A 24,622-nucleotide genomic window follows, 5' to 3' on the forward strand; every position below is an offset into this window, starting at 1 on the left:
TGTTTCGAATAGAGACACAAACCATAACCGAATGGCTTTGTAAGTTACAACTTTGTTATAAAAATGATTACTGGTCGTCAGAAACCAGTAAGCTCTTATCAAAACGCGATTCCTTGAGCGCTTCTTTGACTCGCTTCAAGTTATCCCGGAATTTTGCCCCGCGACGCAGCGTAAACCCCGTCGCCAGCACATCGATGACGGTCAGCTGCGCAAGCCGTGAAACCATCGGCATATAGATGTCGGTATCTTCCGGCACGTCCAGCAGCAGAGCGAGACTCGCTTCCCGGGCAAGCGGCGACCCACGAGAAGTGATTGCCAGCACCAGCGCGTCGTTGTCGCGGGCAAGACGCGCCAGCTCCACCAGACTTTTCGTGCGCCCGGTGTGAGAAATCAGCACCACCACGTCATCGGCGCCGCCATTCATGCAGCTCATACGCTGCACGACAATATCGTCGGAATAGACGACAGGTACATTAAAGCGAAAGAACTTATTCATCGCGTCGTGCGCCACGGCCGCCGACGATCCCAGGCCAAAAAACGCGATTTTCTTCGCCTGGGTGAGCATATCGACCGCCCGGTTCACTGTCGCCATATCGAGCGACTGGCGCACGTGATCGAGGCTTGCCATCGCCGATTCAAAAATTTTCGTGGTATAGGCTTCAACGCTGTCATCTTCATCGACATTGCGATTCACATACGGCGTGCCGTTGGCGAGACTCTGGGCCAGATGCAGTTTAAAATCAGGAAAGCCTTTGGTCTCAAGGCTCCGGCAGAAACGGTTGACGGTCGGCTCGCTGACGCCCGCTTCGCTTGCAAGCGTCGCGATACTCGAATGCATCGCCTGTGCAGGCGATTCCAGAATCACTTCAGCGACTTTGCGTTCAGATTTACTCAGATGTTCCAGTTGCGACTGGATCTTTTCCAGCATGTTCATTGCTAACATGAGACCCGCAGAGAGCGTCATTTCACACGATTGGGAAACGACGATGAGTTTTATCGAGAATATACTCCTGATAGTACAGGTGCAGGCTGGCTGAAAAAGACAATGTTGTTGTTTTTTTTCATAACATGATCGCGGTCTGATTTTGTTATGGCATCGGTGGCGGAAAAAGCGCCAGCCGGGCGCAGTGGGCCACTTTCAGAGCGATCGCCGGGTTGCATGATGCTTTAGTCATCAACGCCAGACGCTTAGGAGTATCCTGAAAGACCTAAAAGCAGTAGAGTGCAGTGTAAGAAAATTACAATGATGACCTGTCCCGACAGGGATTCCGAAACGAGGAGAAAGACATGGCGGTAACGCAAACAGCGCAGGCGTGCGACTTAGTGATTTTCGGCGCCAAAGGCGATCTGGCGCGCCGAAAACTGTTGCCTTCCCTGTATCAGCTGGAAAAAGCGGGCCAAATCCATCCGGATACCCGCATTCTGGGGGTAGGCCGCGCGGACTGGGATAAAGCAGCCTATACCAAAGTCGTCCGTGAAGCGCTTGAAACCTTCATGAAAGAAAAAATCGACGAAGCCCTCTGGAACACTTTAAGCGGCCGTCTCGATTTTTGTAATCTGGATGTCAACGACACCGCCGCGTTTACTCGTCTCGGCAAAATGCTGGATCAGAAAAACCGCGTCACCATTAACTACTTCGCCATGCCGCCAAGCACTTTTGGCGCGATTTGCGAAGGCCTGGGGGCGGCGAAACTTAACGCCAAACCGGCGCGTGTGGTAATGGAAAAACCGCTTGGCACCTCGCTTGAAACCTCCCGCGAGATCAACGACCAGGTCGGTAAATTCTTCGAAGAGTGCCAGGTCTACCGTATCGACCACTACCTCGGTAAAGAGACGGTGCTGAACCTGCTGGCGCTGCGCTTCGCGAACTCGCTGTTCGTCAACAACTGGGACAACCGCACTATCGATCACGTGGAAATCACCGTGGCCGAAGAAGTGGGCATCGAAGGCCGCTGGGGCTATTTCGATCAGGCGGGCCAGATGCGCGACATGATCCAGAACCACCTGCTGCAAATCCTCTGCATGATTGCGATGTCGCCGCCGTCTGACCTGACTGCCGACAGCATTCGCGACGAAAAAGTGAAAGTGCTGCGCTCGCTGCGCCGTATCGACCGCTCCAACGTGCGTGAGAAAACCGTGCGTGGCCAGTACACCGCGGGTTTCGCGCAGGGCAAAAAAGTGCCGGGTTATCTGGAAGAAGAGGGCGCTAACAAAACCAGCCATACGGAAACGTTTGTGGCTATCCGCGTGGATATCGACAACTGGCGCTGGGCGGGCGTGCCGTTCTACCTGCGTACCGGTAAACGTCTTCCGACCAAATGCTCTGAAGTCGTGGTCTATTTCAAAACGCCGGAGCTGAACCTGTTTAAAGACTCCTGGCAGGATCTGCCGCAGAACAAGCTCACTATCCGTCTGCAGCCAGACGAAGGCGTGGATATCCAGGTGCTGAACAAAGTGCCGGGGCTTGATCACAAGCACAACCTGCAAACCACCAAGCTGGATCTGAGCTACTCAGAGACCTTTAACGAAAGCCACCTGGCCGATGCCTACGAGCGCCTGTTGCTCGAAACCATGCGCGGTATTCAGGCGCTGTTCGTGCGTCGCGATGAAGTGGAAGAGGCCTGGAAATGGGTCGACTCCATCACCGAAGCCTGGGCGGCGGACAACGACGCGCCGAAACCGTATCAGGCCGGCACCTGGGGCCCTGTCGCCTCGGTCGCGATGATTACCCGCGATGGTCGTTCCTGGAACGAGTTCGAATAATCGACCGGTACGGAGGAGTGTTACTTTACCGGTAACATGATCCGAAACAGGTGTTGTGTAAAAAATTCTTTTTTAAAGCCCCGTCTGGATTCACCAGCGGGGCTTTTTTTATTACACTGGCTGAAGCGATTTTGCTCTTGTGAGGCGCGGCTGGCGCATATACGTGATAACCCCGCGGCGTTGCGCAACGCCTGAAAAGGCGGCCTCAGGCAGACATAACAGAGAGGACTTTTTATGCATCCTGAATTGTTACGGGTAACAAAACGTATTGCCGAACGCTCTCGTGCCACGCGAGAAGCTTATCTTGCCCGCATTGAGCAGGCGAAGAGCCAGACGGTCCATCGTGCGAGCCTCGCCTGCGGTAATCTGGCGCACGGCTTCGCCGCCTGCCAGCCGGATGACAAAGCGGCGCTGAAAAGCATGCTGCGTAACAATATCGGCATCATTACCTCCTATAACGACATGCTCTCCGCGCATCAGCCTTACGAAAATTATCCGCAGCAGATCCGCGAGGCGCTGCACAGCGTCGGCGCGGTGGCGCAGGTGGCGGGCGGTGTGCCTGCCATGTGCGATGGCGTGACGCAGGGGCAGGACGGTATGGAGCTGTCGCTGCTGAGCCGTGAAGTCATCGCGATGTCGGCGGCGGTGGGGCTCTCGCACAATATGTTTGACGGCGCGCTCTATCTCGGCGTGTGCGACAAAATCGTGCCGGGGCTGGTGATGGCGGCGCTCTCTTTCGGGCATCTGCCCGCCGTGTTTATCCCGTCCGGACCGATGTCGAGCGGTCTGCCGAACAAAGAGAAAGTGCGCATTCGCCAGCTTTATGCCGAAGGCAAAGTAGACCGCGCGGCGCTGCTGGAATCCGAAGCCGCGTCCTATCATGAGCCGGGCACCTGCACATTTTACGGCACCGCCAACACCAACCAGATGGTCATTGAATTTATGGGGATGCAGCTGCCGGGCTCCTCGTTTGTTCACCCGGACGCGCCGCTGCGCCACGCGCTGACCGCCGCGGCCGCGCGCCAGGTGACGCGCCTTACCGGCAACGGTAACGAGTGGATGCCGCTTGGCAAACTGGTGGATGAAAAAGTGGTGGTCAACGGTATCGTGGCGCTACTCGCCACCGGCGGTTCCACTAACCATACGATGCATCTGGTGGCGATGGCGCGCGCGGCGGGCATCATCATCAACTGGGATGACTTCTCCGAGATCTCAGACGTCGTGCCGCTGCTGGCGCGTCTCTACCCGAATGGCCCGGCGGATATCAACCATTTCCAGGCCGCGGGCGGCGTACCGGTGCTGATGCGCGAGCTGCTGAAAGGCGGTCTGCTGCATGAAGATGTCAATACCGTGGCGGGCTTTGGCCTTACGCGCTATACCCAGGAGCCGTGGCTCGATAATGGCGAACTCGCGTGGCGCGACGGGGCACAGGCTTCGCTGGATGACGCCATCATCGCCACTATCGATAAACCGTTCTCAAAGCATGGCGGCACCAAAGTGCTGAGCGGCAATCTGGGCCGCGCGGTGATGAAAACCTCTGCGGTGCCGGTGGAAAACCAGGTGGTGGAAGCGCCTGCCGTGGTGTTCGAAAGCCAGCACGACGTACTGCCTGCCTTTGAAGCCGGTCTGCTGGATCGCGACTGTGTGATAGTCGTGCGCCACCAGGGGCCAAAAGCGAACGGTATGCCAGAATTACATAAACTTATGCCGCCGCTTGGTGTATTATTGGACCGCTGTTTCAAAATTGCATTGGTCACGGACGGTCGCCTTTCCGGTGCCTCGGGGAAAGTGCCTTCGGCCATCCACGTGACGCCCGAAGCATACGACGGCGGGCTGCTCGCGAAAGTGCGCGACGGCGACCTCATTCGCGTCAACGGCCAGACCGGCGAACTGACGCTGCTGGTGGATGACGCCGAACTGGCGCAGCGTGAGCCGCACCATCCGGATCTCAGCGCCCAGCGCGTGGGAACGGGGCGCGAGCTGTTCGGCGCGCTGCGTGAAAACCTGTCCGGGGCCGAGCAGGGCGCGACCTGCATCGAATTTTAACTGTCAGGTGCGCACAGTCGCACCACACCCTTTTAAAAATGGCGGGAGAGATCCACAGATGAAAAACTGGAAAACGAGTGCCGAACAGATCCTGAAAAGCGGTCCGGTTGTGCCGGTGATTGTGATTAACAAGCTGGAGCACGCGGTCCCGATGGCGAAGGCGCTGCTGGCGGGCGGTGTGCGCGTGCTGGAAGTGACCCTGCGCACGCCGTGCGCGCTGGATGCTATCCGCGCTATCGCTAAAGAAGTGCCGGACGCCATCATCGGCGCGGGCACCGTGCTGAACGCGCAGCAGCTTAAAGACGTCACCGAGGCTGGCGCGCAGTTTGCTATCAGCCCGGGCCTCACCGAGCCGCTGCTGAAAGCCGCGACCGAAGGCACTATTCCGCTGATCCCGGGCATCAGCACCGTGTCTGAACTGATGCTGGGCATGGATTACGGCCTGAAAGAGTTCAAATTCTTCCCGGCGGAAGCCAATGGCGGCACCAAAGCGTTGCAGGCTATCGCAGGGCCGTTCTCCCAGGTGCGTTTCTGCCCGACCGGCGGCATTTCGCCTGCCAACTACCGTGACTACCTGGCGCTGAAAAGCGTGCTGTGCATCGGCGGCTCCTGGCTGGTGCCGGCGGACGCGATGGAAGCGGGCGACTGGGATCGTATTACCAAACTTGCCCGCGAAGCGGTGGAAGGCGCGCAGTAACTTTTTACGCGACCTGAAATGCAGCGCGCCGCCTTCACGGGCGGCGCGTTTTTTTATCCTTTAACGATCACGGCGGCGGCGGAGGCCTTCGCGCGCGCGATGGCGTCATCGACCGTCTCGCCTGTCGCGAGCGCCACGCCGAGGCGGCGTGAACCGTCGATTTCCGGCTTGCCGAAAAGGCGCAGTTGCAGACCGGCGCCCAGCGCCCCGGAGAGTTCGCCAAACTTCACGTCATCACTTTTCAGCGTTGGCAGGATCACTGCCGAAGCGGCCGGGCCGTACTGGCGAATGCCCCCGACCGGCAGGCCGAGAAACGCGCGCACATGCAGCGCAAACTCTGAAAGATCCTGCGAAATGAGCGTCACCATCCCGGTGTCGTGCGGGCGCGGCGACACTTCACTGAATATCACTTCATCGCCGCAGACAAACAGCTCCACGCCAAACAGGCCATAACCGCCGAGCGCCTCTACCACCTTCTGCGCAATCTCCTGCGCGCGCGCGAGCGCCACATCACTCATCTGCTGCGGCTGCCAGGATTCGCGGTAATCGCCATCTTCCTGGCGGTGGCCGATGGGCGCGCAGAAATGCACGCCGTCCACGGCGCTGATGGTCAGTAAGGTGATTTCAAAATCAAACTTCACCACGCCTTCAACGATGACTTTCCCCGCGCCTGCGCGTCCGCCCTGTTGCGCGTACTGCCAGGCGCTCTCCAGCATCTCTTCGCTGCGGATAAAGCTCTGGCCCTTGCCGGAAGAACTCATGACCGGTTTGACGATGCACGGCAGACCGATTTCCGCCACCGCTTCACGAAATTCCGCTTCGTTTTCGGCGAAGCGATAGGCGGAGGTCGGCAGGCCAAGCTCTTCAGCGGCGAGACGGCGAATACCTTCGCGGTTCATGGTGAGACGCGCGGCGCGGGCGGTGGGCACCACTCGCTGGCCTTGTTGTTCAAGCTCCACAAGCGCGTCGGTCGCGATGGCTTCAATCTCCGGCACAATGAAATCCGGCATCTCCTGCGCCACCAGTTTTTTCAGCGCCGCGCCGTCGAGCATATTGATAACGTGGCTGCGGTGCGCCACCTGCATGGCGGGCGCATCGGCGTAGCGGTCGACGGCGATCACTTCAATGCCCAGACGCTGGCACTCCAGCGCCACTTCTTTTCCGAGTTCTCCTGAGCCAAGCAGCATCACGCGGGTTGCTGACGGGCGCAGTGCGGTTCCTAACATAGCCATAGCGGTATTCCTGCTGTGTGAAATTCTGGCGGCAGTATATACGAAAACGTTTGCCTTGCGCATCGCGCGCCGTTTGCATTTCCCGTTTTACAGCGTTATACTGTATATAAATACAGTAACGGGAGTTGCAACATGGCGGTAGAAATCAAATACGTCGTAATCCGTGAGGGTGTGGAAAAAATGTCATTTGCCAGTAAGAAGGAAGCCGACGCCTGGGACAAAATGCTGGATTTAGCCGAAGCGCTGGAAGGCTGGCTGGGTCAGGCGCCTGTCGGTTTTGCGGAAGGTCAGGTTGAGCAACTGGCGTTGTGGATGGCGGAGCAGAAAGACAACCTTAGCACCATCGTGCGCACCGGTCGTCTGCCGCAGGAAACCAGCGAGCAGACTGACGGCACAGCCGAGGCTTCGACTGAAGAATCAGCTGAAAGCGAAGAGGGCACCGTCGCGCTGCATAGCGCGCGTAAACGCACCAAAGCGGCCTGATAGCTTTCTCTCTGTGTCGCTGGCGGGTTTACCTCGCCAGCGGTGCGGTGCCGCTTTGGCGCACCAGTGGCGTGTGCTGCGTTCGCAAAATGCGGGCGCGGTGGCTACAGGCGAATTCCTCTCTGTTATATTTTCCTGCGGTCTGCGGTCTGCGGTCTGCGGTCTGCGGTCTGCGGTCCAGGATATATAACGCAACGCTTTTCGCTCCTCTGCTGATATTCCCCTTCGTTTAATCCCTTCCTTTTGTGTGGTTCGCTTGCGCTTCGCTGGTTTTGTACCAGGCTTTTTTCATCACCCGTCTTCGGAGAAGTACGATGAAAAAAGCAGCAGGAGCCCTGATTTCTTTTTTGTTACTCACCGCGGCAAGCGCCGTACACGCTGACGATCCGCGTAAGGTGCATTTCCCTAAATGCGAAGCGATGACGGCGGAAGGCATTGCCGCGAGCGTGAAGCGCGACTATCTGCAAAACCGTATCGTGAAATGGGCGGACGACCAGAAAACGTTAGGGCAGGCCGATCCGGTCGCCTGGATCAACAGTAAAGAGATCGTCGGCAAAGACGATAAATGGACTGTTCCGCTGACCGTGCGCGGTAAAAATACCGACATTCACTATAAAGTGATGGTCGACTGCGCGGCAGGCGAGGCGCATTACCAGCACTGATCCTCTGCGGCCTTTTCCGGGGCCGCGTCTTTTCCCTTCCTTGCGGTTCCCCGACACATCTTGACGTCCGCTCGCTTACGCTTGGGTTATGACTCATCAGCGCAGAGGAACATAATGAGCAACTGGTTAACACAGCTTCAGTCGATGCTGGGGCAGAGCGGCGGCATGTCATCCGGTAAAACAGGTATTCAGGACGCGTTGCGCTCTAAAGGGTTGAGCAGCCTGATAACGCCCGGCGCGCTCGGCGGTCTCGCGGGCTTACTGGTCGCCAGTAAATCGTCGCGCAAGCTGCTCGCGAAATATGGCGGCGGCGCGCTGCTGGTGGGCGGCGGAGCCGTGGCGGGCACGGTGCTGTGGAACAAGTACAAAGATAAAATCCGCGCGGCGCACCAGGATGAGCCGCAATACGGGCAACAGCAGACGCCGCTGGATCGCCGCGCCGAGCGTCTTGTGCTGGCGCTGGTCTTCGCCGCCAAAAGCGACGGGCATATCGATGACAGTGAGCGTGCGGCCATTGAGCGTCAGCTAAGCGAAGCGGGCATTGAAGAGCAGGGGCGCGTGCTGGTGGAGCAGGCGATTAATCAGCCGCTCGACCCGATGCGCCTTGCCGCCGACGTGAAAAACGAAGAAGAGGCGCTGGAGCTCTATTTCCTGAGCTGTGCCGCAATAGACATCGATCACTTTATGGAACGCAGCTATCTGCAGGCGCTTGGCGACGCTCTTAAAATCCCGCAGGAGGTACGTGAAGAGATTGAGCGCGACATCCAGCAGGAGAAAAAAGCGCTGCCGGGATAAGCAGATAATGTCATAAACACGCATGTTTCGCTTGCAACGCGCGCGGGTTTTGCCACCCTTACAGGGTGTTAAACAAAAAGAACAGCGACATGCCACCGAAAGCGAAACAGATCCCCTACGCCATCTCACAGCATGGCGACACCCGCATCGACAACTATTACTGGCTGCGGGACGACACGCGCTCGCAGCCGGACGTGCTGGATTATTTACGCCAGGAGAATGACTACGGGCGACGCGTGATGTCCACGCAAAGCGCGCTGGAAGAGCGGCTGCTCTCTGAAATGGTCAGCCGTATTCCGCCGCGTGACGTCTCGGCACCTTACGTCAAAAATGGCTATCGCTACCGGCAGATTTACGACACCGGCTGCGAATACGCCATCTACCAGCGCCAGTCGGTTGTCCTTAGCGAGTGGGAAGCCTGGGAAGAACTGCTGGATGGCAATAAACGCGCCGCTCGCAGCGAATTCTATACGCTTGGCGGGATGGATATCGCGCCAGATAACACCGTGATGGCGGTGGCGGAGGATTTTCTGTCGCGCCGCCAGTACGGGCTGCGCTTTCGCAATCTCGAAACCGGGCAGTGGTACCCGGAAGTACTGGAGAATGTCTCGGCGAGTTTCGTCTGGGCGAACGACTCCCGCACGCTCTATTACGTGCGTAAACATCCGGTGACGCTGCTGCCGTACCAGATCTGGCGGCACACCCTCGACACCGCCGCCGATCAGGATGAGCTGGTTTATGAAGAAAAAGACGAAACGTTTTACGTCAGCCTCTACAAAACCACCTCGCAGAATTTTATTCTGATTTTCCTCGGCAGCGCCACCACGACAGAAGTGCTGTTAGTGAACGCCGATCTCCCGGACGCGCCGCCGCTCAGCTTTCTGCCGCGCCGTAAAGATCACGAATACAGCGTTGATCACTTCCAGCATATGTTTTACATCCGCTCCAACCGCGCCGGGAAAAACTTCGGCCTGTACCGCAGCCGCGTGCGCGACGAAGCGCGCTGGGAAGAGATAATCCCGGCACGCGAGAACGTAATGCTGGAGGGCTTTACGCTGTTTGCCGACTGGCTGGTGGTAGAGGAGCGCCAGCGTGGCCTCACCAGCCTGCGGCAAATCAACCGCAAAACGCATGAATCTACGGGCATCGCTTTTGACGATCCGGCATATGTCACCTGGGTTGCCTACAACCCGGAGCCGGAAACCTGCAAGTTGCGTTACGGCTACTCGTCAATGACGATGCCGGACACGCTCTTTGAACTGAACATGGAAACCGGCGAGCGCCGTGTGCTGAAGCAAACGGAAGTGGCGGGGTTTGACGCAGCCAATTACCGGAGCGAACACCTGTGGATCACCGCGCGCGACGGCGTCGAAGTGCCGGTGTCGCTTGTTTATCACAAAGACCATTTCCGCGAAGGGAAAAACCCGCTACTGGTGTACGGTTACGGCTCTTATGGCACCTGTATCGATGCCGATTTCAGCGCCAGCCGTTTGAGCCTGCTGGATCGCGGCTTCGTCTATGCCATTGCCCATGTGCGCGGCGGCGGTGAACTTGGCCAGCAGTGGTATGAAGAAGGCAAATTTCTGAAGAAGAAAAATACCTTCAACGATTATCTCGACGTGTGCGACGCGCTGCTGGCGCAGGGCTATGGCGATCCGGCGTACCTGTTTGGCATGGGCGGCAGTGCGGGCGGCATGCTGATGGGCACGGCGATTAACGAGCGTCCGGAGCTCTTTCGCGGCGTGATTGCGCAGGTGCCGTTTGTCGATGTCGTCACCACCATGCTCGACGAATCCATTCCGCTGACCACCGGTGAATTTGAGGAGTGGGGCAACCCGGCGGACAAGGAATACTATTTCTACATGAAAAGCTACAGCCCTTATGACTGCGTGAGCGCGCAGCGCTATCCGCACCTGCTGGTGACCACCGGCTTGCACGACTCGCAGGTGCAATACTGGGAACCAGCAAAATGGGTGGCGAAACTGCGCGAGCTGAAAACCGATGACAATTTGCTGCTGCTTTGTACCGATATGGATTCCGGTCACGGCGGGAAATCGGGGCGTTTTAAATCGTACGAGGGCGTGGCGATGGAATACGCGTTTCTGATTGGACTGGCCCAGGGCACGCTGCCGCCGGACCAGCTCGCGGATTAATCGTTATCGAGGTAGTGCTTTAACGTCAGACGTAAATCAGGGTTGAGCTGTTTGACGTTATTGAGCATCCAGCGCAGATACCCCGGATCGCGCCCGGCGATATCGGCCACCGGCTCGCCGCGGTATTTGCCAAACGGCAGCGTGGCGATAAGCTGCGGGCGGCCGGTGATATTCACCATCTCTTCTGGCGTCCAGCCGGAGACTTTCATTATCTCCAGCAGCAGCGCCGCGGTGATGTAGCAGTCGAACAGCGCGCGGTGATGATGCAGCCCCTCCGGCGTCTCAACCTGTAGCTTAAGCGATTTATACAGCCCCATATTGCTGTAGCGAATGCCTGGCCACAGGCGGCGCGCCAGCTTGACGGTGCAGATCCACTCGCCCGGCATTTCGGGCAGCACTTTGCGGTCAAAGCTGGCGTTATGCGCCACATACCATTGGCTGCCGTGATAGCGCGGGATCACCTCTTCGATATACGGTTTATCCGCGACCATCGCCTCGGTAATTTTATGTATCGCCATCGCCTGATGGCTGATAGGGCGGTCCGGGCGCACCAGATCGCTCATCGGGTTGACTATCGCGCCGTCGATGATGTCCACCGACGCCACTTCGACAACGCCGCCCTGCAGTCCGCAGGTTTCGGTATCAATAATCCGTAGCATATGCGCTCCGCCGGAAGGAAAAACAGACGCCCGCCGTTGTCAGATGGACCGGCGGGCAAGGCAGAAAGCCATTATTTCATTTTAGGCTCGTAAGGCAGGCGGGAGAGATTCACCGACGCCAGACGATGCGCGATAAGACGCTCGCGAAACCAGTCGCGCAGATGCTCAGGCTGTTCGCGCTCTACGGCTTCGGCGATAACCGGCATGTTGTAGCGCTCTTTAAACGCCACGCCGGACGCCGCCAGATCGACGTTCACTTTATCCATCTCTTCCTGCGGAAGAAGGGCAAGGTTCTGGTTCATGGTGTGCTCCTGTTAATCGCCGTGAAGGTACTGCGCCGCGCGCCGGATGACAAGCCTTATGTGGCGGGATGTGCCTTCCCGGCTCGACTTGCCATCAGCGCGAAGGTATTCTTGCGCCTGATTTATAATAAAAAGGAATGACTGATATGGCACTGTTTACCGCACGTTTTTGCCGTGCGCTGGCGCTGGTCGCCGCCGTCATGACCACGCCTGCCGTGTGGGCGCATGCGCATCTGAAAGCCCAGCAGCCTGCCGCGAACGCGACGGTTGACGCCTCGCCCGAAGCGCTAACCTTAACCTTTTCCGAAGGCATTGAGCCTGCGTTCAGCGGCGTGACGCTGACTGGCCCGAACGGCAAAAAAATGGCTACCGGCGCGGTCAAACGCGCGCCGAATGATGATAAACAGCTGGTGGCACCGCTTGCTGCACCCCTTGCGAGCGGTGAGTACCAGGTGCAGTGGCACGTGGTGTCGGTGGATGGTCATAAAACCAAAGGCAGCTACCGGTTTAGCGTGAAGTAACGCCGTGCTGGAAAGCGTTTATGTCGCGCTGCGTTTTGTCCATGTCGCCGCGCTGATGCTCGGCGCGGGCGGCGCGCTGTTCTGCACGTGGCTGGCACCTCCCGCGCTCGCAGAACCGCTGGTGCAGCGTCTACGCACGCTCTGGCGCTGCGCTGCGCTGGCGACGGCTCTCAGCGCCGTGGCGATTTTCGCGGCGCAGGCGGGGCTGATGGGCGATGGGGCGGCCGACAGCCTGCGCCCGGCTATCTGGCAGGCGATGTTATCGACGCGCTTTGGCGCGGTATGGCTGTGGCAAATCCTGCTGGCGCTGGTGACGCTGCCGTGTCTCTGCCTGGCATCACGGCGCGGCGGCCTGTTACTGTTACTCTTTTGCGCGCAGCTCGTGTTGCTCGCGGGCGTCGGGCATGGCGCGATGCACGAAGGGCTGACCGGCGCGCTCCAGCGGATTGGCTATGCGCTGCATGTGCTGTGTGCGGCCTGGTGGTTCGGCGGTCTCGTACCGCTCTTGATGCTGATGCGCCTGGCGAAAGAGGTCACATGGCGCGCCGACGCCATTACCGCCATGATGCGCTTTTCGCGCTACGGACACATCGCGGTAGCAGGTGTTATCGCGACAGGCATCGTTAACAGCGTGTTGATCCTCGGCATAGCATGGCCGTTACATAGCGGGTATGTGCGTCTGCTGGCGCTGAAAATCGCGCTGGTGGCGGTGATGGTGGCTATCGCGCTGATTAACCGTTATGTTCTGGTGCCGAAATTTTCACGTCAGGCGACGGCGCAGCGCCGGTTTATCCTGATGACAAAACTGGAAGTGGCGCTCGGTGCGCTGGTGTTGTTAAGCGTCAGCCTGTTCGCCACCTGGGAACCTTTCTAACTGGTGAGAAAATAATGAAGAAATCGCTGCTTGCGCTGCTGATGCTCTCCTGTTCCGGCATGGCTCTCGCCGCGCCGCAGATTATTACGGTAAGCCGTTATGAAATCGGCAAAGACAAATGGGCGTTCAACCGTGAAGAAGTGATGCTCGCGTGCCGTCCGGGCGATGCGCTGTTTGCGATTAACCCCAGCACGCTGATGCAGTATCCGCTCAATGACGTGGCTGAAAAACAGCTGGCGCAGGGCAAAGTCACCGGCCAGCCGATCTCGGTCATCCAGATTGATGACCCGGCGCATCCGGGGCAGAAGATGAGCCTGGCACCGTTTATCGAGCGCGCACAAAAACTCTGCTAATTTCCCGTCACGCATAAAAAAACCGCAACAGCCCGGCAGGGCGCGTTGCGGTTTTTCTTTTTTATGACGTTCTGACCGCTTTTTGCTGCGACTTTAGCCGCAAACTGGAAAAGCTGGTGTCGTCATCTATTCTTAAAAGGCAAGGCGACTGAGCCTGCATTAATGCCAACTTTTAGCGCACGGCTCTCTCCCAAGAGCCATTTCCCTGGACCGAATACAGGAATCGTATTCGGTCTTTTTTTATCCTTCGTTTATAAGTAATAAACTAAATCATCCTTAATAAATACCCTTTTATTTAAATATTATTGATTCAGACAGGTCTGAAGGGATCGAAAGTGGTTTTCAAGTCTTTTTGATCCAATAGGTTGTACTATTTTTAGGGGGGGGGAGTCGCTGTTCATTTCTGGGGGATTTAATTAGCATATACTGCCTTCTTTTATCAGAGGGATGCCAAAAAAGGAGAATAAAGTGAAGGAGTTAAGCGGAGCAGCTTGGGTTAATAAATTTCAGGGTAGTGCTTCCACTGAAACGTTAAGCTATCCATTTAGAACCAATGTTGAACAATTTTTGGCCGCTTTGCGGCAAGCTGGAGCAGTAGTAACTATAGCCGCTACGCTTCGCCCACCAGAAAGAGCTTATCTGATGCACTGGTGCTGGAAAATTAGCCGGGGACTGGTCAAAGCTTCCGATGTACCCCCAATGGCTGGCGTTGATATTGAATGGGATCATGGCAATGACGCTAAGAGTTTGCGTGAAGCGAATGCGATGGTCGCGGCCTATGGTATGAGTGGGTTGCATGTGGCTCCAGCGTTACAAAGCCGTCATACTGAAGGGAATGCGATTGATATGAACATTTCGTGGTCAGGCGATCTGCATATTATCGATAAAGATAATAACGCTGTCATTATCAGAACACCGCCGCGAGATGGAATGAATACAGAACTCCATCAGGTAGGCAGAAATTATAACGTGATAAAATATCATGGTGGTGCTCGGGACAAGCCTCACTGGTCATCTGATGGGAGATAACATGAAAAAAATAATGATGATGGTCGTCGCTTTTTTGCTGATAGAAGGATGTACCGCAGTACAGGCTGAACCCGTACAGCCTGATGTGAAAGCTTTTCAGGATAACGCTGATGAATGCCAGCACTTTGCTGGTGAGTGGGACAGCACGTTACCTAAAAGCCGCCAAAAGGAAATTGAGGCAGGCGTAGATAAATATTGTACAGCGGCGCGTCAGCAACAAGAGCAACTAAAGAAAAAATATAAGGGAAATCATCAGGTAGAACAAATAATTGCTGAGTACGATCTCTGAATGAGCGTACTCGCATAGTATTATTCGACTGGGTTTCTGAGGCGACATCCTATAACCGGGTGCCGCCAGTTAATGACTTCGCGTCAAGCCTTCAGCATAACGTTTATTCACGCTCTGGTTATGCTTGTTACTTTCTGCTCCCTTCTCAATATCAGTCAGGATTATCTCTGGATCATGAATTCATGATGATTAAGGTCATACCGTTCTTTCGCGAACGAACCGACCATCCCTTCCTTATGTGAACAGAAATTCCGCCCACTAAATCTGGTGGATTTGTGAAGGCGAACCGGTAGCAGGCTAAGGGATGAAGTATAGTAAAAGCAGGAAAACAAGGAGTTAATCCCGATGAATCCGTTTATCTATGTTTTTGGTCTCCTGCTGACGCTCGACGCGCTGCGTGAACTGGCCGGCGCCTCTTCTGTTATGGGGCTGTGGTAAACCGGCCTGCGCAAACATGCCTATTTATCGTGTTTGCGGCCAAACAACCAGAGCATAAAAATAGCCGCCACCACACAGCCAATAAAACTGACGATAGCTTCGTGAGTAAAAATGGTCACAGGACACCTCCCGACGTTGCTTGCTTTAAGCATAGAACATCCTTAGCCGGGTAAGCGTCTCTTTACGCATTAACGAGATAAACGCTGCCATTCATCTCTTTTTTAGTTACAACATACTTATGGCTGACACAACGGTTGCTGACAAACACCCACGCGAGCGCATCGCCTGGCAAGGCGCACTGCGCATCACGCTATGCCGTGCAGCGCTATACTTGCCTGATAACCAGAGGGGCAGGCGATGTATCAGCGAATCGACGGCGCGGCGTGGCGGCATATCTTTATTGTGGGCGATCTGCACGGTTGTCTGGAGGCGCTGGTCAGCGCGCTGAAGCGCGAGCGTTTCGACCCGCGCGTCGACGCGCTTATTTCTGTAGGTGATTTAATCGATCGCGGCCCGGATAGCCTGGGCTGCCTGCGGCTTATCGGCAAACGCTGGTTTTTCGCGGTGCGCGGCAATCATGAGGCGATGGCAGTCGAGGCGCTGGAATCCGGCGACAACGCGTTATGGGCAATGAACGGCGGAAGCTGGTATTTCGGGCTTTCTGAAAAGGAGAAGCATGAGGCGCAGGCGCAATTTGTCAGAGTGAGTGAACTGCCGCTGGTCATTGAGGTACAAAGTCATGACAGGGTGGGTAATGACTCCAACTTATTGATAGTGTTTTATGTTCAGATAATGCCCGATGACTTTGTCATGCAGCTCCACCGATTTTGAGAACGACAGCGACTTCCGTCCCAGCCGTGCCAGGTGCTGCCTCAGATTCAGGTTATGCCGCTCAATTCGCTGCGTATATCGCTTGCTGATTACGTGCAGCTTTCCCTTCAGGCGGGATTCATACAGCGGCCAGCCATCCGTCATCCATATCACCACGTCAAAGGGTGACAGCAGGCTCATAAGACGCCCCAGCGTCGCCATAGTGCGTTCACCGAATACGTGCGCAACAACCGTCTTCCGGAGCCTGTCATACGCGTAAAACAGCCAGCGCTGGCGCGATTTAGCCCCGACGTATCCCCACTGTTCGTCCATTTCCGCGCAGACGATGACGTCACTGCCCGGCTGTATGCGCGAGGTTACCGACTGCGGCCTGAGTTTTTTAAATGGCGGAAAATCGTGTTGAGGCCAACGCCCATAATGCGGGCGGTTGCCCGGCATCCAACGCCATTCATGGCCATATCAATGATTTTCTGGTGCGTACCGGGTTGAGAAGCGGTGTAAGTGAACTGCAGTTGCCATGTTTTACGGCAGTGAGAGCAGAGATAGCGCTGATGTCCGGCGGTGCTTTTGCCGTTACGCACCACCCCGTCAGTAGCTGAACAGGAGGGACAGCTGATAGAAACAGAAGCCACTGGAGCACCTCAAAAACACCATCATACACTAAATCAGTAAGTTGGCAGCATCACCGACAGGGTGATAGTGGTGGCGCACGCCGATTATCCGGCGTCGCGCTATATTTGGGGTCAGCCGCTCGATGAACAGGCGGTGGTGTGGAGCCGGGCGAGAGTAAACCGGGTATCGGCAGGTAAAGAAGAGCGCATTGAGCGCGCGGACGCGTGCTATTTCGGCCACACGCCGCTGCGCGAGCCGCTCACGTGCGGGAAACCTGCATTACATCGATACCGGCGCGGTCTTTGGTAATACGCTTACGCTGGTACGTGTGCAGTGATTAGAAATCGCTGTACTCACGCGCCGGGCGCCAGAAGCCATCGATAAAGTCTTCAACGGGGTAGCAGCCCCCGTGGCGCATCCGCTGTTCATCCATCACTTTCAGACATTGCTGTTCCGTATTAAACACATCCACGACGATGTCATCGCAACCCCCATCCAGATAACAAACAAATAAAACCAGAGCGAACATGGCGTCCTCTGTGTGACAACGTTTGTCATAAGTGTAGGAGAAGCGAGGGGGAAGGGAAAACCGAAGGTTCTGAATCGGGACGTGTAAATAAATAACCCGCCTTCAGCGACGGGTTCTTTTTGAATCAGGCAAGGCGCATGATCCAGGCATCAGCTTGTTGGTCGTAATGTTCGCGGTATAGCACGGAGTGTTCGCCGTTGAGCACGGCAGGAATGCTGGTTTCGGCATCCCAGGCATCAAGCTGCATGCAGAGATCCGGATCTGATTTGCAGGGAATGCTCAGCTTACGCTCGCCTGGCGAGTCGCCGTGCAGCTCTGCATCATCTATCTCGAAAGTGCCGATTTTTACGCTGGTTTTTGACATAACGTTCTCCCTCAGACAGTACACAGGTGGTATGACCAGTCAGGCCCCACCGTTAAGCGTAGTCAAAAGCGCAAGAAATGCCAAAAAATGCGTTGGTGTTTTTTTGCGCGCCTTAAACCGGCGCGCTGAACAAAACCCCGTCGCGTACCAGCTCGCGCGGATAACTGTTCTTCAGTCGGCTGCCCACTTTTTTCGCCAGACCCAGCGGCTGATGCTGGAAAGTGACAATTACGTCATCGGCGTCCGGCACCGTCTGCGGCCAGACATCGCGTCCGCGATACCACTCCTGAGCCTCTTCGGCAGACAACTCAAAGCCGAGCGGATTATCGCTTCCGGCCAGCGCGACGACGGCTTCGTGCTGCCAGCGGTACCCTTTATTATGGATCTCAGCCAGACGAATGCCAGTGCGGGAGAACCGCACTTTGCCGATGAACGGCGTAAAAGCTTGTGGGAAAAGCCAGATCTCTTTATCGCGTTGCCACAGCTCAAGCGTCTCGTCCCATTCGAGGCCGACTTTTCTGGCGGCGGCGATGACGGCCTGCGCTTCGCGGGTTTTCAGCGGCGTAAACGGGAATGCGCCCACTTTGTAGGTCGGCGCGGGCAGCGGCTCGACGCTCGCGGTTTTACGCAGACGCGCGACAAAAAAGCCTTCGCAGTCGTAAATCTGCGGAAAGACATGCAGAAAGCCTTCTTCGGTCAGCGCCGCATCGGCACCGGGGAAGAGGGCTTCAAGCGAGAGCACTTCCACCGCCTGCGGGTAGCGCGCCAGCAGCCAGTGCACCGTCTCCTGGTTCTCTTCGCGGTTCAGCGTGCAGGTGGAGTACACCAGCGTGCCGCCAGGCGCGAGCGCATGAAAAGCGCTGTCGATAAGTTCGCGCTGGGTGGCGGCAATTTCCTGATTGCTCTGCGGCGACCAGTTGCGCAGCGCATCCGGATCTTTTCTCACCACGCCTTCGCCGGAGCAGGGCGCATCCAGCAGAATGGCGTTAAACTGCTCCGGCAGCGCGGCACCAAAAACGCGACCGTCAAAATGAGTCAGGCCGACGTTGTGAATGCCGCAGCGGCTGATATTCGCGTGCAATACCTTGACGCGGCTGGCGGAATATTCGTTGGCGAGAATAAAGCCCTGGTTTTGCATCAGCGCGGCTATCTGGGTCGTTTTCGAGCCGGGCGCCGCCGCAACATCCATCACGCGCGCAGGCGTGTTGCCATCGGCGAACAGCGCCGCTACCGGCAGCATGGAGCTCGCTTCCTGAATATAAAACTGGCCGCTTAAGTGCTCGGCGGTGCTGCCAAGCGGCAACGCGTCTTCGTCATCGCGCTCGATCCAGAAACCTTCCGGGCACCACGGCACGGGCGTTAACTGCCAGCCGTAGGGCGCGACCTGCGCAAGGAAGTCTGCAACGCTGATTTTCAGCGTGTTGACGCGAATGCTGCGACGCAGCGGGCGCTGGCAGGCGGCGATGAAATCGTTCATCGCAAGCCCGGCGGGCATCGCTTCACGCATAACATCAAGAAAAGCCTCAGGAAGGCAGACAGAACCGAATTGCGCCACGGCGACACCTCAGCGGGCAGAAAAAGAGGGCGCGAAGTGTAACACAAACGCCCCGGCGTGACACCGGGGCGCAGGCGTTAACGGGGAAGGGCAGTGCCCCACTGACGCCACTCTTTCGGCTCACTGTCCTGCAACAGGAAGTGCTTGCCGGGCTGAGCTTTCGGCGCGAGCGGCGTTTCCGGTGGCGTGGCGAACGCAATACCGCCGCGGATGAACTGGTTAAACGTACCGGTTTTCACCACGCCGCCCACCAGACCGAAGTTCAGGCTGTAGCCCGAGGCGAGCCAGAAGACCGAGTTCTCGCGCACCAGATGCTGATAGCGCTTACTGATACGCATCGCGACCATCACGCGATCGGACATGCTGCCAAGCGACATCCCGGTTACCGTGCCCACTTCGATGCCGCGGAACAGCACCGGCGTGCCAATATTCAGCGACCCAGCCTCCGGCGCTTCAACAATAATGCTCAGGCCATCGAGATAGCGGGAATCGGTAATGGTCGCTTCCTGAAGCTCAAAGCTGCGACGCCCCGGCCCACGCCCCGGCTCCACGTTGATATAGGGTTGCAGGATGGTGTCGAGATTCTCGACGCCTGCCGCCGAAATTTGCGGCGTTACCACGGAGAACCGAGAACCCGCGCGCGCAAAGGTATTCACATATTCCGGATAGAGCACCGCCGTCGCCTGCACTTCGTTGCGATCGGTGATGAGCTTGAGCGATTCGATCTGGCCGATATTGATGCCGAGGTAGCGGATCGGCATGTCCGGCGCCAGCTTGCCAGCATCAAACGCGTGCAGCGTGATCTGGCTGCCCACCGCGCGGGCGGCGGTTTCTGACGGATAGAGCGTGCGCTTGTCTTTTTCGCCAAGACCGGCACCCGCACCGTTGAGATTATCGAAACTGATGGCACCTTTCAGCGCGCGGGATAGCGGGGAGGCCTGCACCGTCAGCCCGCTACCGTTGAGCTGCACTTTCGCGCCGCCTTCGGCCCAGAAGACGCTGTTTGGCGTAAGCAGCTTGCGATACTCCGGCTTGATATGCACTTCGATGTCAAACGCGTTGGCGCGCGGGCGCACGGTAATGACTTCACCCACTTCGAATTTGCGGTATAGCACTACGGAACCGGCCTGAACGTCGGGCAGGCTTTCGGCGGTGAGCGTCAGCGTCGTGGTCGGCATGTCGCTTAAGCTGTTTTCCACCGCTTTTTCCAGATTGGCGTAGAGCGGGTATTCGTTTTTCATCTCGCCTTTATCGCCCGGCAGCACGCGGATGCCGCCGCTCAGCCATTCGCTGGCGCTGGCGCCGAGAAACTCAACGCCGTCGAGGCCCACTTTCACATCCACGCGGCTGTTGACGACGAATTTGCTGTCGCCTTTGAGCAGCTCGCGGTACTGCGGATCAATCGCCACGGCGAAGCTGACGCCTTTGGTCGTCAGAGAACGCTCTAGCACCTGGCCAATCTGAATGCCGTGCAGGATCACCGGCTGGCCCGCGTCGATGCCGTAGCTCTCCGGCGCGTTCAGCGTCAGCGTCAGCACGCCCGGTTTTTGCAGCGGCGTTTTGTCATCCGGCAGGACGACGAAATGGTTGCGCGGCTGGCCTTCGCCCGGCACCAGCTCAAGCGTACTGCCGGTCAGCAGCGTGCTGATTTCGGGGTTATTGAGCGAGAGTTTCGGGCTGTGCATCTCAATGCGCGTACCGTCACGCAGCAGATTCACGACGCTCGGGTCGACCGTCAGCTCGCCGGTGACGGCGCCGCCAGGATTGAGATTAAGTTTGGTGAGCGTACCCACCTCAAGCCCCTGATACATCAGCGGCGTGGAGTTCTCTTTGAGCCCCTGACCACCGGGCAGATCAAGCTTCACCAGCACGCCGCGCTGGCTGTGGGCGAGATCTTCATACAGGCCGAAGGTGTCGTTCTGGTCGGCATGTGCGGAATCCGCGGGCGAGTCAAAGGCGATAGCCCCGTTGACCAGCGCCGCCAGGCTCTCCAGCTCCACTTTGGCACCGCTCAGCCCAATGTTGGTTTTCACGCCGGAGACGTTCCAGAAGCGGCTGCCTTTTTTCACCAGGTTGGTAAAACGCCGCTCGATGATAACGTCGATGGTGACGCCCTGTTTATCGGTGTTAATCGAGTAGTCATACACCCGGCCAACCGGGATTTTACGGTAATAGACCAGCGACCCGCTGTTCAGCGAACCAAGATCCGGGGCGTGCAGATGGATCATCAGCTCGCCGGTATTGAGGCGGTATTTCGGCTGGGTATCGAGCGCCCGGAAGTGGTCGCGCGGTTCGCCTTCACCCGGCATCATGCCGATATAGTTACCGCCCACCAGCGCGTCCAGCCCGGAAACGCCCGCCAGCGAGGCTTTCGGCGTGACGAGCCAGAACTGCGTCTGGTCGCGCAGGGCGTCTTTCATGTCATTCTTGATACTGACCGTCACCTCGATTTTATTCAGATCTTCGCTCAGGCGAATATCCTGTACGGTGCCGACTTCGACGCCCTGATAGCGCACCGGCGTGCGGCCGGCGACGATCCCGTCGGCGGACATAAAGTCGATAGTGACGGTGGTGCCTCGCTCTTCATACGTGGTCCAGAGAAGCCAGCCCGCTATCAGCAATGCGATAACGGGCAGGATCCAGAACGGAGAGATGCGACGTTTTGTTTTAATTCGCGCTTCAGTCTGTGAAGCGGGCGTTTCCTGACTCATGTGCGTCCCAAAGTAAGCGGCTGTCCAGCCATTCAACAGCAAGAATAGTCAAAATCACCGACGCGCCGAAATAAAACGCCGCCGGCCCCATGACAAACGACAACAGCTGGTCACGGTTGACCAGCGACATCGTAAGAGAAATCACAAACAGATCGAGCATTGACCAGCGGCCAATCCAGGCCACCAGACGTAACATCAGAATGCGCGCGCGCAGCCCCTGCTGACATTTAAAATGAATACTGACCAGCAGCGTCAGCAGCACCAGCACTTTGGTGAACGGCACCAGAATACTCGCAACAAACACCACGCCGGCCACCAGGATATTGCTCTGCGCCAGCGAGATTATCCCTGACATGATCGTATCTTCCTGGCGCGAACCGTTGATATAGATAATCGAGATAGGCAGCAGGTTGGCAGGCAGCAGAAACACCATTGAGGCGATGAGCGCCGCCCAGCATTTTTGCAAGCTCTGCCGACGGCGGCGGCGTAGCGGAATATGGCAGCGCGAACAGCGCCCGCGGTTATCCGGTACACCGGTGTAGTGACAACCCAGACAGACGCGCAGATCCTCGTGATAGCGCGTGGCGGGCCGTTGGGGATAAAAGCGCTCCCATAGCTCTTCAACATTGAGATGTATGAGCGTCAGTACGCTTAACACCACCAGCGCCACAAATGCCAGAAGCCCGATGCCCGGCTCAAGCCAGGCGTATTCTCGTACTTTAATAGACGCAACGCCGATGCCCACCAGATAGATATCGAGCATCACCCATTCGCGCAGCCGCTCCAGCATCAGCAGCACCGGACGCAGGTTCATACCCAGAATATTACCGAACCAGAGATAGGCGATGGCGGCGACCAGCGTCGCGGGCGCACCTACCGTGCAAAACAGCACCATGGCGGCGGTGATCGTGTCGCCCTGGCGCGTCATCTGCCAGATGCCCTGAAAAAGATTGGCGTCGATGCGTGTGCCAAGCAGGTACAGGCGCAGCAGCGGTTCGCTATAGGCGAATGGCATCAGCAGCAGCATGGTGATAGCCATCGCCGCCAGCCGGGTGAGTGACCAGTCGCGCCCGTCGCGAATTTTTGCGTCGCAGCGCGGGCAGTGCGCGGTCTGGTTAGACTTCACCACAGGCAGCATAAAAAGGATATCGCATTGTGGACAACGCTGATAATGTGCCATCGGCAACGGCTCGCCGATGGCGTGAATGTTCAGTTTTTTGCCAGGAGAAATCTGTTGAGTTTTGAGTGCCATGTGCGAAGCATGTTTTTATATGATTCTGTTATCGTAACTCATGAAATGATTAATCTTGAGCATGAGCGCATTTAATGCTTATTTTAGTAGGCTGGCAGAGTAAGTAAGACAACAAAGCGATCGGATTAATGAACAAAACACAATTTTACGCGGAACTCAATCGCGATTTTCACTCCCTTATGGCAGGGGAAACCAGTTTTCTCGCGACGCTCGCGAATACCAGCGCGCTGCTGTTCGAGCGCCTTGAAGGCGTGAACTGGGCAGGTTTCTACCTGCTGGAAGACAAGACGCTGGTGCTGGGGCCGTTCCAGGGCAAAATCGCCTGCGTGCGTATTCCTTACGGCCGCGGCGTCTGCGGTACGGCGGTCGCGACTGGCGAAGTGCAGCGCGTGGATGATGTGCATGCGTTCGACGGCCACATCGCCTGCGATGCGTCCAGCAACGCCGAAATCGTACTGCCGCTGCGCGCGGACGGCGAAATTATCGGCGTGCTGGATATCGACAGTACCGTCTTTAACCGCTTCGACGCTGACGACGAGCAGGGGCTGCGTACCCTCGTGGAACAGCTTGAAGCCGTTATCGCCGCCACCGACTTTAAAAAATTCTTTGCGCCAGTCGCATGATAAGCAACGGATAACGTGGCATTTACCGATGGCGTCATTATAATGACGCCTGTTCATGCCTGCGGCTTGTTGGCAACATCCGTTGTAATCAGGAAATTTCATGGAAAATCAACCTAAGTTGAATAGCAGTAAAGAAGTTATCGCCTTTCTGGCCGAACGTTTTCCGCAGTGTTTCAGTGCTGAAGGCGAAGCGCGTCCTCTGAAGATCGGCATTTTTCAGGATCTGGTAGAGCGTGTTGAGGGCGAAATGAACCTCAGCAAAACGCAACTTCGTTCCGCATTACGTCTTTATACGTCGAGCTGGCGCTATCTTTACGGCATCAAACCCGGTGCCACGCGTGTCGATCTCGACGGCAACCCGTGCGGCGTTCTGGAAGAACAGCACGTAGAACACGCCCGCAAGCAGCTTGAAGAAGCGAAAGCCCGCGTTCAGGCGCAGCGCGCCGAACAGCAGGCGAAAGCCCGCGTTCAGGCGCAGCGCGCCGAACAGCAGGCGAAAAAACGCGAAGCAGCAGGCGCTGAAGGCGAAGAGAACGGCGCAGAGCGTCGTGAACGTAAGCCGCGTCCGGCTCCGCGCCGCAAGGACAACGCCGAGCGTAAACCGCGCGCTGCGAAACCTGCCGCTGCCGCCAAACCATCGCGCCCTGCGCGCGAAGAGCGCCATACTCCGGTGTCTGACATTACGGCGCTCAGCGTCGGCCAGGCCATCAAGGTCAAAGCAGGCAATAACGCGATGGACGCCACCGTGCAGGAAATTACCAAAGATGGCGTCCGTGTACAGCTGACTTCTGGTATGTCGATGATTGTACGCGCAGAACATTTAGTGTTCTGAAACGGAGGTCAACCAGG

25 protein-coding genes and 2 pseudogenes are annotated in these 24,622 nt (G+C 57.0%); 17 read left to right on the forward strand and 10 right to left on the reverse strand.

Going from position 1 to position 24,622, the window contains the following annotated elements; translation table 11 throughout:
• Positions 1-67 precede the first annotated feature (67 nt).
• Positions 68-934, reverse strand: coding sequence for a MurR/RpiR family transcriptional regulator (locus CSK29544_RS13320; protein WP_004384831.1), 867 nt, complete (start codon positions 932-934; stop codon positions 68-70).
• A gap of 353 nt (positions 935-1,287) precedes the next feature.
• Here CSK29544_RS13320 and zwf point away from each other — a divergent pair, with 353 nt between their 5' ends.
• The 3 genes from zwf to CSK29544_RS13335 all read left to right on the forward strand — a co-directional run bounded on the left by zwf (position 1,288) and on the right by CSK29544_RS13335 (position 5,506).
• Positions 1,288-2,763, forward strand: coding sequence for a glucose-6-phosphate dehydrogenase (gene zwf / locus CSK29544_RS13325; RefSeq protein ID WP_007900706.1), 1,476 nt, complete (start codon positions 1,288-1,290; stop codon positions 2,761-2,763).
• Between the two features lie 234 nt (positions 2,764-2,997).
• Positions 2,998-4,809: a phosphogluconate dehydratase gene (gene edd / locus CSK29544_RS13330; protein ID WP_007868644.1), complete on the forward strand. Its 1,812-nt coding sequence runs from the start codon at positions 2,998-3,000 to the stop codon at positions 4,807-4,809.
• 58 nt (positions 4,810-4,867) lie between these two features.
• A complete protein-coding gene (locus CSK29544_RS13335; RefSeq protein ID WP_007900699.1) occupies positions 4,868-5,506 on the forward strand; it encodes a bifunctional 4-hydroxy-2-oxoglutarate aldolase/2-dehydro-3-deoxy-phosphogluconate aldolase in 639 nt (212 codons plus the stop codon).
• 53 nt (positions 5,507-5,559) lie between these two features.
• Here the strand turns inward: CSK29544_RS13335 and purT are convergent, their stop codons facing one another.
• Complete coding sequence (gene purT / locus CSK29544_RS13340; RefSeq protein WP_029039195.1) at positions 5,560-6,738, reverse strand: formate-dependent phosphoribosylglycinamide formyltransferase; 1,179 nt, start codon at positions 6,736-6,738, stop codon at positions 5,560-5,562.
• Between the two features lie 132 nt (positions 6,739-6,870).
• Here purT and CSK29544_RS13345 point away from each other — a divergent pair, with 132 nt between their 5' ends.
• The 4 genes from CSK29544_RS13345 to ptrB all read left to right on the forward strand — a co-directional run bounded on the left by CSK29544_RS13345 (position 6,871) and on the right by ptrB (position 10,831).
• The gene (locus tag CSK29544_RS13345) at positions 6,871-7,221 is read left to right on the forward strand and encodes a YebG family protein (RefSeq protein ID WP_004386660.1); all 351 of its coding nucleotides are present in this window, start codon (positions 6,871-6,873) and stop codon (positions 7,219-7,221) included.
• Between the two features lie 314 nt (positions 7,222-7,535).
• On the forward strand, positions 7,536-7,883 hold the full coding sequence (gene yebF / locus CSK29544_RS13350; RefSeq protein ID WP_007900694.1) for a protein YebF: 348 nt from the start codon (positions 7,536-7,538) through the stop codon (positions 7,881-7,883).
• A 114-nt stretch (positions 7,884-7,997) separates the two neighbouring features.
• The gene (locus tag CSK29544_RS13355) at positions 7,998-8,678 is read left to right on the forward strand and encodes a tellurite resistance TerB family protein (RefSeq protein ID WP_007900690.1); all 681 of its coding nucleotides are present in this window, start codon (positions 7,998-8,000) and stop codon (positions 8,676-8,678) included.
• 89 nt (positions 8,679-8,767) lie between these two features.
• Complete coding sequence (gene ptrB / locus CSK29544_RS13360) at positions 8,768-10,831, forward strand: oligopeptidase B (RefSeq protein ID WP_007900686.1); 2,064 nt, start codon at positions 8,768-8,770, stop codon at positions 10,829-10,831.
• Here the strand turns inward: ptrB and exoX are convergent.
• Both exoX and CSK29544_RS13370 read right to left on the reverse strand, forming a co-directional pair.
• On the reverse strand, positions 10,828-11,490 hold the full coding sequence (exoX, locus tag CSK29544_RS13365; RefSeq protein WP_007775901.1) for an exodeoxyribonuclease X: 663 nt from the start codon (positions 11,488-11,490) through the stop codon (positions 10,828-10,830). The genes ptrB and exoX overlap by 4 nt on opposite strands.
• A 71-nt stretch (positions 11,491-11,561) precedes the next feature.
• A complete protein-coding gene (locus CSK29544_RS13370) occupies positions 11,562-11,792 on the reverse strand; it encodes a DNA polymerase III subunit theta (protein ID WP_007698883.1) in 231 nt (76 codons plus the stop codon).
• A gap of 146 nt (positions 11,793-11,938) precedes the next feature.
• On the opposite strand from CSK29544_RS13370, the gene yobA reads away from it, so the two are divergent.
• The 7 genes and pseudogenes from yobA to CSK29544_RS13395 all read left to right on the forward strand — a co-directional run.
• Positions 11,939-12,313, forward strand: coding sequence for a CopC domain-containing protein YobA (gene yobA / locus CSK29544_RS13375; RefSeq protein WP_007900668.1), 375 nt, complete (start codon positions 11,939-11,941; stop codon positions 12,311-12,313).
• A 4-nt stretch (positions 12,314-12,317) separates the two neighbouring features.
• Positions 12,318-13,187: a copper homeostasis membrane protein CopD gene (gene copD / locus CSK29544_RS13380; RefSeq protein ID WP_007900666.1), complete on the forward strand. Its 870-nt coding sequence runs from the start codon at positions 12,318-12,320 to the stop codon at positions 13,185-13,187.
• Between the two features lie 14 nt (positions 13,188-13,201).
• Positions 13,202-13,540 carry a YebY family protein gene (locus tag CSK29544_RS13385; RefSeq protein ID WP_004386669.1) on the forward strand — a complete coding sequence of 113 codons (339 nt, stop codon included), beginning with the start codon at positions 13,202-13,204 and terminating at the stop codon, positions 13,538-13,540.
• Between the two features lie 468 nt (positions 13,541-14,008).
• Positions 14,009-14,569 (forward strand): hypothetical protein, encoded by a 561-nt coding sequence (locus tag CSK29544_RS24300; RefSeq protein ID WP_032968251.1) that lies wholly within the window; start codon positions 14,009-14,011, stop codon positions 14,567-14,569.
• The gene (locus CSK29544_RS13390; RefSeq protein ID WP_004386671.1) at positions 14,523-14,858 is read left to right on the forward strand and encodes a hypothetical protein; all 336 of its coding nucleotides are present in this window, start codon (positions 14,523-14,525) and stop codon (positions 14,856-14,858) included. Before CSK29544_RS24300 ends, CSK29544_RS13390 begins: the two co-directional genes overlap by 47 nt.
• A gap of 345 nt (positions 14,859-15,203) precedes the next feature.
• Complete coding sequence (locus tag CSK29544_RS24755; RefSeq protein WP_004386672.1) at positions 15,204-15,296, forward strand: KPN_01571 family protein; 93 nt, start codon at positions 15,204-15,206, stop codon at positions 15,294-15,296.
• Positions 15,297-15,653: 357 nt separating this feature from the next.
• Positions 15,654-16,046: pseudogene (locus tag CSK29544_RS13395) on the forward strand (metallophosphoesterase); the annotation flags it as partial.
• Positions 16,047-16,061: 15 nt separating this feature from the next.
• Here the strand turns inward: CSK29544_RS13395 and CSK29544_RS23000 are convergent.
• A protein-coding gene (locus CSK29544_RS23000) for an IS1-like element IS1B family transposase (RefSeq protein ID WP_095033700.1) occupies positions 16,062-16,759 on the reverse strand; the annotation gives its coding sequence in 2 pieces (ribosomal slippage) (positions 16,062-16,510 and positions 16,510-16,759; 699 coding nt in all).
• A gap of 55 nt (positions 16,760-16,814) precedes the next feature.
• Here CSK29544_RS23000 and CSK29544_RS25220 point away from each other — a divergent pair.
• A pseudogene (locus tag CSK29544_RS25220) lies at positions 16,815-17,076 on the forward strand (metallophosphoesterase family protein); the annotation flags it as partial.
• On the opposite strand, the gene CSK29544_RS13410 reads toward CSK29544_RS25220, so the two are convergent.
• From CSK29544_RS13410 to yebS, 5 genes are all read right to left on the reverse strand, one after another.
• Positions 17,077-17,268, reverse strand: a complete 192-nt coding sequence (locus CSK29544_RS13410; RefSeq protein ID WP_004386675.1) for a YdfD/YebW family protein — start codon at positions 17,266-17,268, stop codon at positions 17,077-17,079.
• 124 nt (positions 17,269-17,392) lie between these two features.
• Entirely contained in the window at positions 17,393-17,632 is a 240-nt protein-coding gene (locus CSK29544_RS13415) for a YebV family protein (protein WP_004386676.1), read from the reverse strand.
• 112 nt (positions 17,633-17,744) lie between these two features.
• Positions 17,745-19,139 (reverse strand): 16S rRNA (cytosine(1407)-C(5))-methyltransferase RsmF, encoded by a 1,395-nt coding sequence (gene rsmF, locus CSK29544_RS13420; protein WP_216668553.1) that lies wholly within the window; start codon positions 19,137-19,139, stop codon positions 17,745-17,747.
• A 125-nt stretch (positions 19,140-19,264) separates the two neighbouring features.
• A complete protein-coding gene (locus CSK29544_RS13425; protein ID WP_007888005.1) occupies positions 19,265-21,898 on the reverse strand; it encodes a PqiB family protein in 2,634 nt (877 codons plus the stop codon).
• Positions 21,867-23,150 carry a membrane integrity lipid transport subunit YebS gene (gene yebS, locus CSK29544_RS13430; protein ID WP_029039128.1) on the reverse strand — a complete coding sequence of 428 codons (1,284 nt, stop codon included), beginning with the start codon at positions 23,148-23,150 and terminating at the stop codon, positions 21,867-21,869. The genes CSK29544_RS13425 and yebS overlap by 32 nt, the downstream gene beginning before the upstream one ends.
• A gap of 128 nt (positions 23,151-23,278) precedes the next feature.
• Here yebS and msrC point away from each other — a divergent pair, with 128 nt between their 5' ends.
• Together msrC and proQ are read left to right on the forward strand one after the other, a co-directional pair.
• The gene (gene msrC / locus CSK29544_RS13435) at positions 23,279-23,773 is read left to right on the forward strand and encodes a free L-methionine (R)-S-oxide reductase MsrC (protein WP_004386680.1); all 495 of its coding nucleotides are present in this window, start codon (positions 23,279-23,281) and stop codon (positions 23,771-23,773) included.
• Positions 23,774-23,873: 100 nt separating this feature from the next.
• On the forward strand, positions 23,874-24,605 hold the full coding sequence (proQ, locus tag CSK29544_RS13440; protein WP_029039129.1) for an RNA chaperone ProQ: 732 nt from the start codon (positions 23,874-23,876) through the stop codon (positions 24,603-24,605).
• The last annotated feature ends 17 nt before the right edge of the window (positions 24,606-24,622 follow it).

The sequence above is a fragment of the Cronobacter sakazakii genome, from assembly GCF_000982825.1.
Classification (GTDB): domain Bacteria; phylum Pseudomonadota; class Gammaproteobacteria; order Enterobacterales; family Enterobacteriaceae; genus Cronobacter; species Cronobacter sakazakii.

What these genes read in the sequence shown, in the direction of transcription:
- CSK29544_RS13320 (WP_004384831.1), bottom strand. Translation starts at nt 934, where the DNA reads ATGAACATGCTGGAAAAGATCCAGTCGCAACTGGAACATCTGAGTAAA.
- zwf (WP_007900706.1), top strand. Translation starts at nt 1,288, where the DNA reads ATGGCGGTAACGCAAACAGCGCAGGCGTGCGACTTAGTGATTTTCGGC.
- edd (WP_007868644.1), top strand. Translation starts at nt 2,998, where the DNA reads ATGCATCCTGAATTGTTACGGGTAACAAAACGTATTGCCGAACGCTCT.
- CSK29544_RS13335 (WP_007900699.1), top strand. Translation starts at nt 4,868, where the DNA reads ATGAAAAACTGGAAAACGAGTGCCGAACAGATCCTGAAAAGCGGTCCG.
- purT (WP_029039195.1), bottom strand. Translation starts at nt 6,738, where the DNA reads ATGGCTATGTTAGGAACCGCACTGCGCCCGTCAGCAACCCGCGTGATG.
- CSK29544_RS13345 (WP_004386660.1), top strand. Translation starts at nt 6,871, where the DNA reads ATGGCGGTAGAAATCAAATACGTCGTAATCCGTGAGGGTGTGGAAAAA.
- yebF (WP_007900694.1), top strand. Translation starts at nt 7,536, where the DNA reads ATGAAAAAAGCAGCAGGAGCCCTGATTTCTTTTTTGTTACTCACCGCG.
- CSK29544_RS13355 (WP_007900690.1), top strand. Translation starts at nt 7,998, where the DNA reads ATGAGCAACTGGTTAACACAGCTTCAGTCGATGCTGGGGCAGAGCGGC.
- ptrB (WP_007900686.1), top strand. Translation starts at nt 8,768, where the DNA reads ATGCCACCGAAAGCGAAACAGATCCCCTACGCCATCTCACAGCATGGC.
- exoX (WP_007775901.1), bottom strand. Translation starts at nt 11,490, where the DNA reads ATGCTACGGATTATTGATACCGAAACCTGCGGACTGCAGGGCGGCGTT.
- CSK29544_RS13370 (WP_007698883.1), bottom strand. Translation starts at nt 11,792, where the DNA reads ATGAACCAGAACCTTGCCCTTCTTCCGCAGGAAGAGATGGATAAAGTG.
- yobA (WP_007900668.1), top strand. Translation starts at nt 11,939, where the DNA reads ATGGCACTGTTTACCGCACGTTTTTGCCGTGCGCTGGCGCTGGTCGCC.
- CSK29544_RS13385 (WP_004386669.1), top strand. Translation starts at nt 13,202, where the DNA reads ATGAAGAAATCGCTGCTTGCGCTGCTGATGCTCTCCTGTTCCGGCATG.
- CSK29544_RS13390 (WP_004386671.1), top strand. Translation starts at nt 14,523, where the DNA reads ATGGTGGTGCTCGGGACAAGCCTCACTGGTCATCTGATGGGAGATAAC.
- CSK29544_RS24755 (WP_004386672.1), top strand. Translation starts at nt 15,204, where the DNA reads ATGAATCCGTTTATCTATGTTTTTGGTCTCCTGCTGACGCTCGACGCG.
- CSK29544_RS13410 (WP_004386675.1), bottom strand. Translation starts at nt 17,268, where the DNA reads ATGTTCGCTCTGGTTTTATTTGTTTGTTATCTGGATGGGGGTTGCGAT.
- CSK29544_RS13415 (WP_004386676.1), bottom strand. Translation starts at nt 17,632, where the DNA reads ATGTCAAAAACCAGCGTAAAAATCGGCACTTTCGAGATAGATGATGCA.
- rsmF (WP_216668553.1), bottom strand. Translation starts at nt 19,139, where the DNA reads ATGCGTGAAGCGATGCCCGCCGGGCTTGCGATGAACGATTTCATCGCC.
- CSK29544_RS13425 (WP_007888005.1), bottom strand. Translation starts at nt 21,898, where the DNA reads ATGAGTCAGGAAACGCCCGCTTCACAGACTGAAGCGCGAATTAAAACA.
- yebS (WP_029039128.1), bottom strand. Translation starts at nt 23,150, where the DNA reads ATGGCACTCAAAACTCAACAGATTTCTCCTGGCAAAAAACTGAACATT.
- msrC (WP_004386680.1), top strand. Translation starts at nt 23,279, where the DNA reads ATGAACAAAACACAATTTTACGCGGAACTCAATCGCGATTTTCACTCC.
- proQ (WP_029039129.1), top strand. Translation starts at nt 23,874, where the DNA reads ATGGAAAATCAACCTAAGTTGAATAGCAGTAAAGAAGTTATCGCCTTT.